General features: G+C 61.8%; 13 protein-coding genes and 1 pseudogene. 7 read left to right on the forward strand and 7 right to left on the reverse strand.

What is annotated here, in order from left to right; genetic code table 11:
• Positions 1-71: 71 nt before the first annotated feature.
• From JFN93_RS18820 to JFN93_RS18830, 3 genes are all read left to right on the forward strand, one after another.
• Positions 72-560, forward strand: coding sequence for an HIT family protein (locus JFN93_RS18820; RefSeq protein ID WP_199385679.1), 489 nt, complete (start codon positions 72-74; stop codon positions 558-560).
• A complete protein-coding gene (locus tag JFN93_RS18825) occupies positions 557-1,498 on the forward strand; it encodes an ROK family protein (protein ID WP_199385680.1) in 942 nt (313 codons plus the stop codon). The genes JFN93_RS18820 and JFN93_RS18825 overlap by 4 nt, the downstream gene beginning before the upstream one ends.
• 74 nt (positions 1,499-1,572) lie before the next feature.
• Complete coding sequence (locus JFN93_RS18830; RefSeq protein WP_199385681.1) at positions 1,573-2,283, forward strand: DsbC family protein; 711 nt, start codon at positions 1,573-1,575, stop codon at positions 2,281-2,283.
• A gap of 294 nt (positions 2,284-2,577) precedes the next feature.
• On the opposite strand, the gene JFN93_RS18835 is transcribed toward JFN93_RS18830, so the two are convergent.
• The 4 genes from JFN93_RS18835 to JFN93_RS18850 form a co-directional block, all read right to left on the reverse strand.
• Positions 2,578-3,804, reverse strand: coding sequence for an endonuclease Q family protein (locus JFN93_RS18835; RefSeq protein ID WP_199385682.1), 1,227 nt, complete (start codon positions 3,802-3,804; stop codon positions 2,578-2,580).
• Positions 3,805-4,060: 256 nt separating this feature from the next.
• On the reverse strand, positions 4,061-4,360 hold the full coding sequence (locus JFN93_RS18840; protein WP_199385683.1) for a PilZ domain-containing protein: 300 nt from the start codon (positions 4,358-4,360) through the stop codon (positions 4,061-4,063).
• 73 nt (positions 4,361-4,433) lie between these two features.
• The gene (locus tag JFN93_RS18845) at positions 4,434-6,125 is read right to left on the reverse strand and encodes a methyl-accepting chemotaxis protein (RefSeq protein WP_199385684.1); all 1,692 of its coding nucleotides are present in this window, start codon (positions 6,123-6,125) and stop codon (positions 4,434-4,436) included.
• A gap of 288 nt (positions 6,126-6,413) precedes the next feature.
• On the reverse strand, positions 6,414-6,827 hold the full coding sequence (locus JFN93_RS18850; RefSeq protein ID WP_199385685.1) for a helix-turn-helix domain-containing protein: 414 nt from the start codon (positions 6,825-6,827) through the stop codon (positions 6,414-6,416).
• Between the two features lie 293 nt (positions 6,828-7,120).
• Between JFN93_RS18850 and JFN93_RS18855 the strand changes: the two genes are divergently transcribed.
• The 4 genes and pseudogenes from JFN93_RS18855 to JFN93_RS18870 all read left to right on the forward strand — a co-directional run bounded on the left by JFN93_RS18855 (position 7,121) and on the right by JFN93_RS18870 (position 9,951).
• Positions 7,121-7,654: a nitroreductase family protein gene (locus JFN93_RS18855; protein ID WP_199385686.1), complete on the forward strand. Its 534-nt coding sequence runs from the start codon at positions 7,121-7,123 to the stop codon at positions 7,652-7,654.
• Positions 7,648-8,814 (forward strand): M24 family metallopeptidase, encoded by a 1,167-nt coding sequence (locus tag JFN93_RS18860; RefSeq protein ID WP_199385687.1) that lies wholly within the window; start codon positions 7,648-7,650, stop codon positions 8,812-8,814. Before JFN93_RS18855 ends, JFN93_RS18860 begins: the two co-directional genes overlap by 7 nt.
• A gap of 275 nt (positions 8,815-9,089) precedes the next feature.
• Positions 9,090-9,635 (forward strand): annotated as a pseudogene (locus tag JFN93_RS18865) (DsbA family oxidoreductase); the annotation flags it as partial.
• 19 nt (positions 9,636-9,654) lie between these two features.
• Entirely contained in the window at positions 9,655-9,951 is a 297-nt protein-coding gene (locus JFN93_RS18870) for an MTH1187 family thiamine-binding protein (protein ID WP_199385689.1), read from the forward strand.
• A gap of 170 nt (positions 9,952-10,121) precedes the next feature.
• Here the strand turns inward: JFN93_RS18870 and JFN93_RS18875 are convergent, their stop codons facing one another.
• From JFN93_RS18875 to JFN93_RS18885, 3 genes are all read right to left on the reverse strand, one after another.
• A complete protein-coding gene (locus JFN93_RS18875; protein WP_199385690.1) occupies positions 10,122-10,667 on the reverse strand; it encodes a hypothetical protein in 546 nt (181 codons plus the stop codon).
• A gap of 78 nt (positions 10,668-10,745) precedes the next feature.
• Entirely contained in the window at positions 10,746-11,330 is a 585-nt protein-coding gene (locus JFN93_RS18880; protein ID WP_199385691.1) for a hypothetical protein, read from the reverse strand.
• Positions 11,331-11,440: 110 nt separating this feature from the next.
• On the reverse strand, positions 11,441-13,495 hold the full coding sequence (locus JFN93_RS18885) for a M1 family metallopeptidase (RefSeq protein WP_328754325.1): 2,055 nt from the start codon (positions 13,493-13,495) through the stop codon (positions 11,441-11,443).
• Positions 13,496-13,689: the final 194 nt, after the last annotated feature.

Consider the following 13,689-nt stretch of genomic DNA (forward strand, 5'->3'; position numbering starts at 1 on the left):
TGAACCGGAATTGGTTAATAATCCCGAAAGCGTTTTTCCCGGGCCCCCCGGGCGATGGGAGGTTGCAAGAGATGGAGAGGCTTTGGGCGCCCTGGCGCATACAGTATATCACCGGCGAGAAACCTGCCGGCTGCGTCTTCTGCATCAAGGATGACAATCGAGAAAAACTGGTGCTGCAGCGGACCGAACACGTGCGGATCCTGCTGAACCGGTATCCGTATTGCAACGGCCACCTGCTGGTTGCGCCGGTGCGGCATACGGCATCCTTCGACGAATTGAGCGATTGCGAGATGCTGGAGCTATTCCGTGGCATGGCCCGGTGCCGGTCCGTGTTGAGCCGCGCCCTCGCTGCCGAAGGGTTCAATATCGGCATGAACCTCGGTAAAGTCGCCGGCGCCGGAGTCGAGGACCACCTCCATTTTCATGTGGTCCCCCGCTGGAATGGCGACACCAACTTCATCGCGGTCAACGCCGATGTCCGTGTCCTGCCGGAGGCGCTTTACTCGACCTTCGACAAACTGCTCCCCTTTTTTACCGAAGGGCCGGAGGATGAGCCATGAAAGAGGTCTGCCTCGGGGTCGATGTCGGTGGTACCAACCTCAGGTGCGCAATGGTTACCGCCGAGGGCGAGATCATCCAAAAGGACCGGATCCCGACCGATATCTCCCTTGGGCGCGAGGCCTTCGTGGATAGGCTCCTGTCGGTGCTGTTCGACCTCAAGCGCGAGGCGGACCGGTTGGGGTACCTTATCGGGGCGGTCGGCCTGGGGATTCCGGGGCTCATTGCCAATGACGGCTGCATCCACTCCTCGGTCAACCTGTTGCCGCTGGAGGGGTTCAACCTTGCCCACGCCATCGGGAGCGGGCTCGGCATTCCGGTAGTTGCCGGCAACGACGCCAACGCCTGCGCGGTGGGGGAGAAAAATTTCGGCGCCGGTCGCCCGTATCAAACGCTTCTCGCTCTCACCCTCGGGACCGGGGTCGGCAGCGGACTCATCCTCGACGGCAAGCTCTGGACCGGCATCGACGGGGTCGCCGGCGAATTCGGACATGTGACGGTGGAGCCGGCCGGAATCCCCTGCGGCTGCGGCAACCGCGGCTGCCTCGAACAGTACGCCTCCGCAAGCGCCATCGCGGCGGCTGCGGCACGGGAGTTCGGTAAAGGGGAGGGGTCGTTCACGGCAGACGCCGTCGCCCAGCGGGCTCATGGCGGGGACGTCGCCGCGGCCGCCATTTTCGGCCGGGCCGGAAGTTACCTCGGCATTGCCATCGCCGGCGCGGTCAACCTTTTGAACCTGGAAGCGGTGATCATCGGAGGCGGCGTGGCGCAGAGCTTCGATTTGCTGGCCGATTCCCTGCGCCTGGAGCTGACCTCGCGTGCTTTTGCCATCCCCGGGCATCGGGTCCGGGTTCTTAAAGGAGAGCTGGGCGATGATGCCGGCGTTTTGGGCGCATCGGTGCTTGCTTTCGAGGCCTTGAAAAAAACGCCGCATCCGTGATGGAAGGAGCCGGCAAAGCTTACCAATTTACCCACGCCCATTCGGCGAAATTACATGGTTGTTCGGGAGGAAAAATGCTCAGCAGGAAATCCCTTCTTGCCCCTCTGTTCGCGGCTGTCCTGGTCCTTGTCATGGCGGTTGCATCTTATGCCGCGTCCGCTCCCAAGCCCGAGGATGCATTTCGTGCCTCTTTCCCCCAGGTCCCCATCGATGCGGTCTACCCGACCGAGATCCCCGGCCTGTACGAGATGGTCTCCGGTCAGAACGTGTTTTACTACTATCCGGCAAAAGATATCGTCTTGACCGGTGAGATGATCGGGAAGGATCTCAAGAGCCGCACCTCCGAGCGGAAGGCATCACTGGCGGCGGCGCAGGTGAAGAATCTTCCGCTGGACAAGGCGGTCAAGGTCGGGGACGGCAAGAAGGTGGTGATCGAGTTTACCGATCCGGACTGCCCATACTGCCGCAAGGCGTTCGAGTATTTCAGCAAGCGCAGCGATGTGACGCAGTACGTCTTCTTCGCGCCGCTGGCCCATCCCGGTGCCATGCCCAAGATCCAGTACATCCTCGGTGCCGAGAACAAGGCGGCCGCCTTCGACGCCATGATGCTCGGCCAGGACATCCCGAAAGACGCGCCGCAGCCGACCGAGGCGGTCAAGGCGCTGGCCCAGGAGCACCTTGCCCTGGCGAAGAAGGTCGGCATTCAGGGAACTCCCACCTTCTTCATCAACGGCGAGCCCGTGGTCGGTGCCGACGTGCCCAAACTGGACCAGCTGTTGAAGTAGCCTCTCGGCTCCCCGTGCTAAAAAAGAAAATCGCGGCAGGAATGGCGCTCCCAGGGGCAGGTTGACCAACCCTGTGGGGGCGACATTCCTGTCGCGATCGAGTCTCTTTGCACCGGCATCTTTGAGCAAACAAGGTAGCTGCCTACTCGGTGCGAGCGCTTTTTCCGGTGCGGTTGACGGCAACCGTTGTTACGCCTTCGGCGGATCGCGCCCGGAAAGGCGCTCCCACAGTAAAAAAGGCGTGCACCCGTTGCACCAAGCCGCGTTCTCGGCATTATCCCCCGTTCACCCCGCTTAGAGTACCGAAACCTTCCCGAACACCCCGTCGTAGCCTGCCTCGATATCCACTTGGCCGCTGCGCATCCTGCCGATCGCCTGCGCCAGCCGTTCCGATGAATGGCGGGCAATCTCCTCCAGCGGTGCCTCCAAGAGAACGTGAAATTCGTTCCCCACCTGTTCCAGAAGGTGCAAATAGCAGCGCAGCGCCTTCCGGCTGCTGCATTCGACCCCCAGACAGGCCGCTGCCAGATCCAGCAGGGGAATCACCGAATGAAACGCCGCGTTGCCCTTTGCGGTTTTCCCGTCTTCCCGGTCCGCCAGAAGTTCGATCCGGTGCAACACGCCGACGGTGATCTTGCCGCCGCAACCGGGGCAGCGGTAGCCGTTTGCCACCGTCTCTGCCGGCGTAAGGCGCACCCCGCAGGGTCGATGGCCGTCGGCATGGTACTTACCTTGTTCCGGGAAAAATTCCAGGGTGGAAGCCACCCCGTTGCCGGTACGGATCGCCTCGTAGACCGCGGCGTAGGAAAGATCCGTCTCAAATACCGTAGCCTCGCGTCCCAGCTTAATTGGTGAGTGGGCGTCGGAATTGGAGACCAGGGTGATACCGTCCAGCCCGGTCAGGCGGCGGTTCATCGCAGGATCTGAGGAGAGCCCGGTCTCGATGGCGTAGACGTGCGGCGTTAGCTCCTCGAAGCACTCCTCCAGGGAGCCGAATCCAGTTGCGGCACCGAAGATGGAGAAATGGGGGGTCCAGGCATGTGCCGGGATCAGGAGCGCTTCCGGGGAAGCATCGAGCACCCGCTGGAGCAGGTCCTTTGCGTCCAGTTTCAGAATGGGACGACCGTTGGCGGTCAGGCTGCCGAAAGGGGAAAGTGAGGCATTGAGGCGCTCTGCTGCGGCAAAATCGGGGGCGTGGATCAGGGCGTGGACCTTGCGGGTACGTCCACCCTTGCGGTAGATGCAGCAAACCTCGGCCGAGAGCAGGAAGGAAACCTCGGCGCGGCAGCGTTCGGGGACATCGGTGGGGCACGGGTTCGAGCGCAGGGAGAGAAGCTTTCCGGGGCCCGGCTCCAGGGCTGACTTCAGCTGTTCCAGCCAGGCGGGGTGGGTGAAGTCGCCGGTACCGAGAAGGGCGATTCCTTTGAGCTGTCCCCAGCGCCAGAGATTGGCCGGGGTAAGGTCGGCGCTGGTGGCCAGTGAATATGGGGAATGGATGTGGAGATCGGCGATAAGTCGCATCGCATAGATATAGCATGTTTGGAAAAGCGGGGCTAGGGGCTAGGGGCTGGCGGCTGGCGGCTGGCGGCTGGCGGCTGGCGGCTGGCGGCTGGCGGCTGGCGGCTGGGGCGGTTGGGGCGGTTGGAGCGGTTAGAGGCTGGGGCGGTTGGAGGCTGGCGGCTGGCACCGGTGGGTTTTGGTGTCCTTGGTGTCCCTTAGGTCCCTCTGTTGCGATAAAAAAGCAGCGCCGGAGGAGTCGTCCCCGGCGCTGTTGTCGTTACAGTTCCAGCAGCGTCTGGTCCAGCCTGATCGCCAGACCGCTGTCGGTGGTACGGACCACCATCCCGCTGAGGTTGCAGAGCCGGGAAGGGTGGTCGTCGTGGTAAATGGTGATGTCCACCGCCTCGGCCAGGGGAATCCGGAGGGTGGTGCTTACGAAGACGCCGTTGATACTCATGTCTCTCAACTGGGCTTCCGTGGTCTGGCCCCGGTGGGTCACCTTCACCTGGTAGTCGACCGGAAACCGCATGTAACGCCGTCTTTCATGCATCCCCGCGAATTCGCGATAGGTGGACACGTTCGATCCTCCCTCGTCCGATATCCTGCGTGCGCTGTCTGCCAAGGCTGCCGCGCGGCTGGTGGCCGGTTTGTTAGTAGCGCTCAAATTCTGCATCATCCTCCCCCATCTTCACATCAACGCCGCTGAGGGCACTGTCCATCCCCTTTTTCGGTGCCGGCGTTACGTGTCTGGCCGGGATCGGCGCCGCGTGGCCTATCTTGCGCAGCTCCCGGTGTCCTTCGTTGTGCTGGCGGCGGCCGGCGATCCCGCCGTGGCTGTCGGTCTTGAAGAAAGCGACCGCCGACTGAAGCTGTTCGGCCTGGCTGGAAAGCTCCTCGGATGTGGAGGACATCTCTTCGGCCGCCGAAGCGTTTTGCTGGATAACCTGGTCGAGCTGCTGCATCGCCTTGTTGATCTGCTCGCCACCGGTGTCCTGTTCGCGGCACGCGGCGGCGATTTCCTGAACCAACTCCGCCGTCCGCTGGATGTCGGGAACCATCTGGGTCAGCATGCCCCCGGCCTTCTCGGCGATGCTGACCGAGGAGGTAGAAAGATCGGAAATCTCGGCAGCAGCCTTTTGGCTCCGCTCGGCCAGTTTGCGGACTTCGCTCGCCACGACGGCAAATCCTTTGCCGTGTTCTCCGGCGCGGGCCGCCTCGATCGCGGCATTGAGGGCGAGCAGGTTGGTCTGCCGCGCGATCTCCTCGATGATGTTGATCTTGCCGGCGATCTCCTTCATGGCAGCAACCGTCTGCTGCACCGCCTCGCCCCCCTCCTGGGCATCCTTCGCGGATTTGAGGGAAATCTTCTCGGTCTGCAGGGCGTTGTCGGCGTTTTGCTTGATGTTGGCCGACATCTCTTCCATCGAGGAGGAGGCCTCTTCGGCGCTGGCTGCCTGCTCGGTGGCCCCCTGCGACATCGTTTCCGCGCTCGCGGAGAGTTCCTGGCTTCCTGCCGCAACGTTGTCGGCGGCGGTGGTGACCTCGGCAACGACCTCCTTCAACCGCGCCACCATCTCGTTGAGTGCTGCGGCGAGCTGCCCGACCTCGTCTTTGCGATGCAGGTCGATCTGCCGGGTCAGGTCACCGGAGGCGACCGCTTCGGAGAACTCCACCCCCTTGCGCAAAGGTGCGGCGATGCTGCGGGCGATGAAGAGCCCAAGGAGGATAGCCAAGGTCACCCCCGAAGAAACCAGGATAACGGTAAGGGTGATCGCACGGACGGCCATCGCGCCATTTTCGACGTTGGCCTTCTTGGCGTCGTCGGTTTTCAGGTCCGAAAGTTTTTGGATGGCGTCGTCAACGTTTTTGGCCGCCGCAGTCCCTTCGGGGCTCTTCAGCTCGACCAAGGCCGCATCGGTCCTTCCGGCTATGGCCAATTCACAGACCTTGTTCCAGATCGGGTCGTACTTGTTGAGCGCTTCCTGGGCCTTTTGGGCCTGGCGCTTTTCTTCTTCGTTGTTGGAAGCCTGGGCCGCCTTTTTCAGATCCTCGTCGACCTTCTTGTCGAGCTCCTTGATGCGGGCCAGGAGCTCATTTTTTTCCTCGGCGGAGTGGGCCAGGATGATGTCCCGCAACGCCACCCGCTGCAGTTGGAACTCGCTCGCCACGTCGATCAGGTAGGAGAGGGGCATTGCATTTAGCTCGTACATGTCATCGGCTTCAGCTTTGAGAAGCTTCAGCTTGCTCACGGAAATGTATCCGGTAATCACGGAAAAGAGCGCGATGAGAAGGAAGCTGCCGATCAGTTTCTTGCCGATCTTCATGTCGTAGAACCATTGCATACTCGACCTCCTGTTGGGGACTCACAAACACAATAAATTAGACGCTACTTATGTTTGTTTAGGCCACGTGCATCGATTGTGGTCGGAGCGATGTTGCAGCAGACTTTGCCTGTGGGGAATGTTTGACAGTGTATCGTCTGCATTCTTACCGTTTCGGTGGCAGCTCTAAAAACTTTAACCAGAAAAAACAAAAAAAGGACCTGAATTTACTCAGGTCCTTTCTTGCGGCTCTAGTGCGTTGACTTACTCTGGGGCGGGACGTTCGGCTGCCGGTCTTCGGGGCCAAGCTTACTTCGCTTCCTCCGCCAGTTCCGCCATCCGGCCCGTCATCCGCTGACGGTAGGAAACGATGTCCTTGCGCAACGAAGCCAGCTTTGCCATTTTCTCGTCGATCTTGTCGATGTGCTCGTCGAGAATCTCGACCAAGCGCGGAATCATGCGTTCGGTCAGCTTTGCTTCTCCGTAAGCGGCATAGAGGTCCTGCATCTCCTTGATGGTCAGACCCAGTTCCTTCAGCTTCATGATGAATTTGATGCGCCGCACATAGTAAGGGGTGAAGCCGCGGGTCGCCCCGTCGCTGCGCTGCACCGACTCGAGGATACCCACCTCCTCCCAGTAGCGGATGGTGCGGGTGGTGAGCCCGAACTTTATGGCAAGTTCTCCGATCGGAGTGACCTCGTCGCCGTCTTTCTCGAAATCCATGTTGTTTCCTTTTACGTTAATTTTTGAACAATGTAGTGCATAAGCCCTTTACCTGTCAACGGCGTTTAGCCTATATTTGCCGTTCATGCCGATTCAGGGGCCGAAACAGCGGTTCAAAAACGTGCGAAAGGGGGGATGAACCAGGAAAGACCGCCGGGGTGTGCGGAGAAAGCCGATCCGGCAATGATGTCGGCCAGGCCCCGGCGTCGGGCTCGTTTGGACCGAAGGTAATCATTTACAAAACAATGTTTTTGTTGTATAGACAAAAGCAGCTAACTGAAAAGGAGGCTATTTTGGACGTCCTGCAGGTGATCGCCGATCGGCGCAGCATTCGGAAGTATACCGATGCGCCGGTTGAGAAAGAAAAAATAGAACAGGTGCTTAACGCGGCGCGGCTTGCCCCCTCGTGGAAGAACCTGCAGTGCTGGCGGTTCCTGGTGCTCACCGATCCGGAGCAAAAGGGCCGGCTCCTGGAAGCCTTCCCCGGCGATAACCCCGGCAGGGGCGCCCTCGCCGCCGCTCCCTGCGTTATCGTGGTTTGCGCCGACCCGACGGAGTCCGGGGTGGAAAACGGGATCGAATACTACATCGCCGATACTGCCATCGCCTTCGAGCACCTCTGCCTGGCTGCCCACAGCCTGGGCCTGGGCACCTGCTGGATGGGATGGTTCGACGAAGCACCCATCAAGGCGGCACTGGGGATACCGGAGGGGATCCGGATCGTCGGCATGACCCCCTTGGGATATCCCGATCAGCAGCCCAAGCCGCGCCCGCGCAAGGCCCTGGCCGAGATCGCCTTCTTCGAGAAGTGGGGTGCGGCATGCTGATCCGTTCGGAATCCGAGGCCCGCATCGCACGGTTGCAGGGGGAGCTCTCCGCTCAAGGGATCGACGCCGCCCTCATCCTGCATCCCATCGACATCTTCTATTTCTCCGGTACCCGGCAGACTTCGGCCCTGCTGGTCCCTGCGGCCGGGGCGCCGGTCCTCTGGGTCCGGAAGAGCCTTTCCCGTGCCCAGGAGGAATCGGCGGTAACCGTTCTTCCCTTCCCGTCCAGCCGTGACTTCGCCCAGCAGCTTCCCGAAGGTATCCGCACCATCGGATTCACCTTCGATGTTTTGCCGGTGCAGCAGTACAACTTCTACGCCAAGCTATTGCCGGGGAAGGAGTTCGTCGACATCTCGGCGATCAACCGCGATCTCCGCTCGGTGAAATCTCCCTATGAACTGGAGCTGATGCGGGCCAGCGGGCGCCGCACCTGTGCGGTCTTCGCTGAAGTGCCGCAGTTTTTGAAGCCCGGAATGCGCGAGGTCGACCTGGCCGCCGAATTCGAATACCGGCTGCGCCGGGCCGGGTCCGAGGGGCTTACCCGGATGCGCGCCTTCAACCAGGAAATCTTCATGGGGCTCACCGTATCCGGCTCCCGCGCCGAGGCCCCGGGCTTCTTCGACGGTGCCGTCACCGGACGCGGCCTTTCCGCCGCCGCCCCGCACGGCGCCTCCCTCGCCCCCATCGACCGCGATGTCCCGATCATCCTCGATTTCACCGGGATCTGGGACGGCTACGTGGTCGACGTGACCCGCATTTTCGTCCTCGGCAAACTCAGCGAACGCCTCACCCACGCCTACCAGACCTCCCTGGCGATACAGCAGTACCTGGCCGAGCACCTCAAACCGGGGGTGATCTGCGAAGAGCTGTTCCAGGCGGCCGCTGCGATGGCCGAGGATGCCGGCCTGGGGAGGAACTTCATGGGGGCCCCCGGCGAGAACGCCCGCTTTGTGGGGCACGGTGTCGGGCTTGAGCTGGACGAGTACCCCGTGCTTGCCCAGGGCTTCAAGGTCCCCCTCAAGGCGGGACAGACCATTGCCATTGAACCGAAGTTCGTGATCCCGGGAGAGGGCGTGCTCGGCATCGAGAACACCTTCGCGGTAACCGAGCAGGGCGGGGAAAACCTGACCCAGTCTTCCGACGAGATCGTGTACTTGTGATGTAGATCCACTGCAATCGGCTCTTCTGCCGGCCGATGGATTTGGGGTAACCGACGGGTTGCCCCTTTTTTTTGTTCTTCCGGCGCTCCCGGGAACCTGCCGCCCATTTCCCGGCGGCACTCCCGGACCCGATTGTGTTGTATAATGAGCCAGCGCCGGATCAATTCTGAACCGGGCGGTTGCCGGACACTGACTCTGGCACCCAGAGGGGGCTCCCTATGAAAGAGAATCAAGTCGTCGAAGTCTTTTTTGACTATATTTGACCGTGGTGCTATTTCAGTACGGTTCGTACTGACCGATTGCAAAAAGAGTACGGCGTCCAGTTCCAATGGACCGTCTTCCCGCTGCATCCGGATATTCCCGAGGAAGGGGTGGAGATCCGGGACTTCTTCGGCGGGAAAGGGTATGACCTTGATGCCATGCAGGCCCGACTGGTGACGGTTGCCGAGCAGGAGGGGCTTCCTCTTGGCTCCCGCACCCGGATCTCCAACGGAACCCGGGCCCAGGAAGTGGGGAAGTTTGCCGAACAATCCGGGCGGTTCCTGGAGTATCAGAAGGCGATGTACCATGCCTACTTCGTCGAGGGGAAAAACATCGCGCGGGTGGAGGAACTCCTCGCGGTCGCGGAAAAAGTGGGGCTTCCTGTCGACGAGACGCGGCGGGTGCTTGAAGAGGGACGTTTCCGCGCCGCCGTCAACCGCGATTGGGATCGCTCCCGCGACCTCGGCATCACCGGCGTCCCCGCCTTTGTATATCGGGGCAGGATGATGGTCGGATTCCAGCACTACGCCGACTTCGTCCGCTTCATCGAAAAGTGGTAAATCCGGAAAGGAGGCTGTTATGAACGTTATCGTCGATCTTTGCGTGGTCCCGCTGGGGGTTGGGGTTTCCCTCTCGCCCTATATTGCGGCGTGCGAAAAGGTGCTCACCGAGGCGGGGCTGAAGGTAGCGCTGCATGCTTACGGGACCAATATCGAAGGGGAGTGGGATGCCGTCTTTGCCGCGATCAAGCGCTGCCATGAGGTGGTCCACGAGATGGGGGCGCCGCGGATCTCGACGACGGTGAAGCTTGGAACCCGTACCGACCGGGCCCAGAGCATGGAAGACAAGGTAAAAAGCGTCCAGGCCAAGATGTAAGCGGGAAGTTTTGCCTGGGAAAGGAAAAGCCCCCGGAAGATCTCCGGGGGCTTTTTTATTGGCTGATCGACTCCCTCTCCCTCCGGGAAAGGGGTGGGTGAGGGGAGCCGGCCGTAAGGATCACCATCTCTCACCCGGCTTCCGGCCACCACCTTCCCAGGGGGGGCTTCTTACCGCTTCTCCCGGCACGGGGGAGGCGGCGGGGGCGCGACCTCATCGCGGAACCAGCGCCAGTGCCGGGCCTGTTCCTGAACGGCGAAGACGTAAGGCTCCTTCCGGGGAGCCGGATAGTCTCTGGGCACCGGGGCGAACTCGCTCCCCTGGAAAGGCTCGCAGTAGAACTCGACCAGGAGCGGACCGGGGATCGGCTCGCTCAGGTTGGAGTAGTTGACGACCCGGGCGCAGACCTGGTTGTTGGCAATGGTGGTGATGGGGCCGGGGAGCCGGTCCTGTCCCGGAATCCCGCGAAAGACGACCCCTTCGGGTTCGTTGGTGAAATGAATCGTGGTCGGGGTGCATTCGGTGACCAGAATGGCCGGGGTCGAGGTCGGCAGCCCCAAAAGCGGCTCGGTCTTGGTCCAGTACAGCTGGAACGTGCGGTCCTTGCCGAAGGCATCGGGACCGGTCGTCTGGCCCTGGAAGACATAGGTAGTGCAGCCCGCGGCGCTAAGGGCCGCCACGATGAGGACCAGGGTGCGGATCAGGTGCCATGACATGGTGTCTTCTCCTAAAGGCGGGAGGTGCTCCCGCCGGTCAGTCCAGCCGTCAGCCAAGGGAAACGCCTGCGGATGCGCCTACCTTACCGTAAGAACCTTCAACTCCGTTCCCGGAGGAAGCGGCTGCTCGTCGGCGATGGTCGCGGGGAGGGTCGGTGTCAAATCGGTATCGCTCACCAGGCTCTGCACCACGGTATCCCGTCCGCCGTCCCCCAGGCTGATCTCCTTGAAGTCCCGCACGCCGCTTTCCTCGTCCACCTGGACGTCCCGGTGGCCGGTGACCTGGCAAGCTGCGGTCGCCTTTCCGGGAGTGAGACAACGCTCCAGGCGCTTGGCCCGGTTGAGGATGTCGCGGTTGGCGGTGGCTACCAATTTTACGTTCTGCAGTTCCTCCATCGACTGGGTGGCGGTGAAGGAGAGCTGCCGGTACCCTTCTCCTTTCTTCTCGACAATCCATGCGGAGACGGCGATGCCTCCCGATTTCTGGGCCACCGCGATCTTGGCGAAACATCCCCGGGGGGTTTTGCCGGACCATGCTTGATTGTGGAAGATGTCGGCGAAGGTCTTGGTGGTGCAGGTAGCAAGGTTGGCAACGTCGCCGGCGTGGGCGGAAACGGGCAACAGCACCGCAAGGGCGAGCATGAGGTGTCGGAAGTGCTTCATGGAGATCCCCTGTCTTGGTAGGTTGTCCTGCTCGGGAAAATTGCTTTTAGCTGCATAGCACGCTTTGTCTTCTTAGGCCAGCAATACCGATGTCGCGGCTCTGGGTGTTCTCAAGGCGCGGGGAAATGGACCAGGGAATCCCCGGCGGCGCTGCGGACGGTCCCCTTGCGGCGGATTGCTCCGCCTCCAAAGGCAAGGTAGCCGTATTTGCCGTAATGGGTGATCTTGTAGCCGTAGCTCGTGGCGGCCCGCTCCGAAAGCGGCTCGAACACCGCGACGATCCGCTGCGAACCCGGAGCGCGCGTCGTCAGGAACAAAAGGGCATCCTCTCCCTGGAATGCTTCCCCCTCCACGGTGAAACCGTCACCGAAAAGCGCGGTACCCGCAGGAAGCGGGCCGATCAGGCTCCGGTTCGCCGGCGCCCCGCAAAACACCAGGTCCTTTCCTTGCGTCCCTTGCCCCAACTCTTCCTCGCGCAGCACCGGCGCCTGTTTCTGGTCCAGCGACTCCAGCAGATCGCGTACCGATTCGGCGCTGGCCCGGCAGTTTTTGGTAATCACCGCGACCAGGTCGTGGGACCCCTTGATGCTGTTCACCGTCACCGGGATTTCGGATGGGTCCAAAAGCCGGAATACATCGGCTCCCGGGTCGAGGGCGAGGGAGGTCGGGCGGGTCTCCGAGGTCAGCTGGAAGGGGGTGCTTTCCCCCTCGACGGTAACGCAGCTTTTGACCGGGCCGTGGCCGCCCTCCTCGACCAGGGGCACACAGAAATCCTGGAACGCCGGCTTTTGAACGATCTTTCCGGCGATCTTCCATTCCTTGTCCTGCTGCTTGAGGGTGACGTCGGCGAGTGACAGCCGCGGTGCCCCGGTTCGGGTCAGCCACTGCTCGATGAACGAGTGCAGATCGGTTCCGGCGCTTTTGGAAAAGGCGTTGACGAAGTCGGTCCAGGAGGCGCTGCCGTACCTGCGGGTGCGGACGATCTCCCGCAGCGCGCCGAAGAAGGCTTCGTCGCCGATGCGGGTCCGGATCATGTGGAAGAGCATCGCCGCTTTCCCGTAACCTACGGCTCGCGAGGCGGGATCGACCCGGCTGGTGAAGCGGGTGAGCGGAAAATCCCGGTCCGGCGCGACCAGTTGGGCATAGTCGATCAATAGCTGCCGGCGGTGCTGCTCCGCCTCCGCGGGAGAACGGCGTTCCTTCAGGTAGTAGTCGGCCAGGTAGGAGACCAGCCCTTCGCACCAATTGCCTTGCCTCGGGTCGATCTCGATGCCGTTGCCCCACCAGGAGTGGGCGATCTCGTGCGGGAAACTGGTGTCGATGATGAACGGGAGGCGGATCACCGTGCTCCCCAAGAGGGTGTAGGAAGGCATCCCGTATCCGGTGGGAAAGAAATTCTCCACCACGGCGAATTTCTCGAACGGGTAGGGGCCGAAAAGGGCCGCGTAGAACTTGATGTAGCGCGCCGCCGCCTCGAGGTACTTGTGCGAGAGGGCGGCGTTGTCGGGGTAGAAATAGGTGTAAAGAGCGATGCCGTCCACGCTGCTTTCTTCGATCCGGTAATTGCCGGCGGAAAGGGAGAGCTCGCCGACCGGATGGGTTTCCTCCCACTCCGAACGGCTCACCCCTGCGGCAGTGGACCGGCTCACCCGCCTGCCGAAGGTCACCGCCTCGATTCCCGCCGGAGCGTTCACCCGGACCGTCCGGTGCCGGGGGGCCTCGCGCGGGACCGGATACCACCCCGAGCCGCTCCCCAGGAAGGTGCCCCGCTCGGCAATGGCCGCGCTTACGCCGTAGGTGGGGTCTTCGCTGGTGGTGGGACGGTCGGCGACCGGATCGTTGAAGGACACCCGGTACTGCACCGCGACCGCCCGGGGTGAAGCTTCGGGGATCGTAAACGTGATCCTGCCGTTTTTGAAGGAGTAGGGGATCGCGGCGCCATTGGCGGTGACCGAATCGATCCGGGCGGTCGGTGCCAGGGCGAGGTCGGCCGGTCCGGCGGATGCGAACACGACGGTGCTTTCCCCGCGGAGCAGGTGCTGCTCCGGAACCAGGGTAATCCTGACCTCCTGGCGCTCAACGGCCGGGATACCTTCGGCGCAGGCTCCCACGCAAAGCAGCGCAAGCAATAGAAGAAAAAGCGCCGGAACCACCAATCTTTTCACGTGCCGCACCTCCGTTTCAAACCCCATTCGGGTTAAATTGGAAAAAACTAACCTTTCGCTATACTTCTTCCCTGCCCGTTTCCGGGGGAAACGAATCCAGGAATTATCCATAAAAATACGTGCCGATCAACTGCTGACACAGCCGGGGCCGTTTTAGGTTTAACATGGTCGTTTAGAGGTGGATCGGGAGGAAG

The organism is Geomesophilobacter sediminis (genome assembly GCF_016458275.1).
In the GTDB taxonomy this organism is placed as follows: domain Bacteria; phylum Desulfobacterota; class Desulfuromonadia; order Geobacterales; family Geobacteraceae; genus Geomesophilobacter; species Geomesophilobacter sediminis.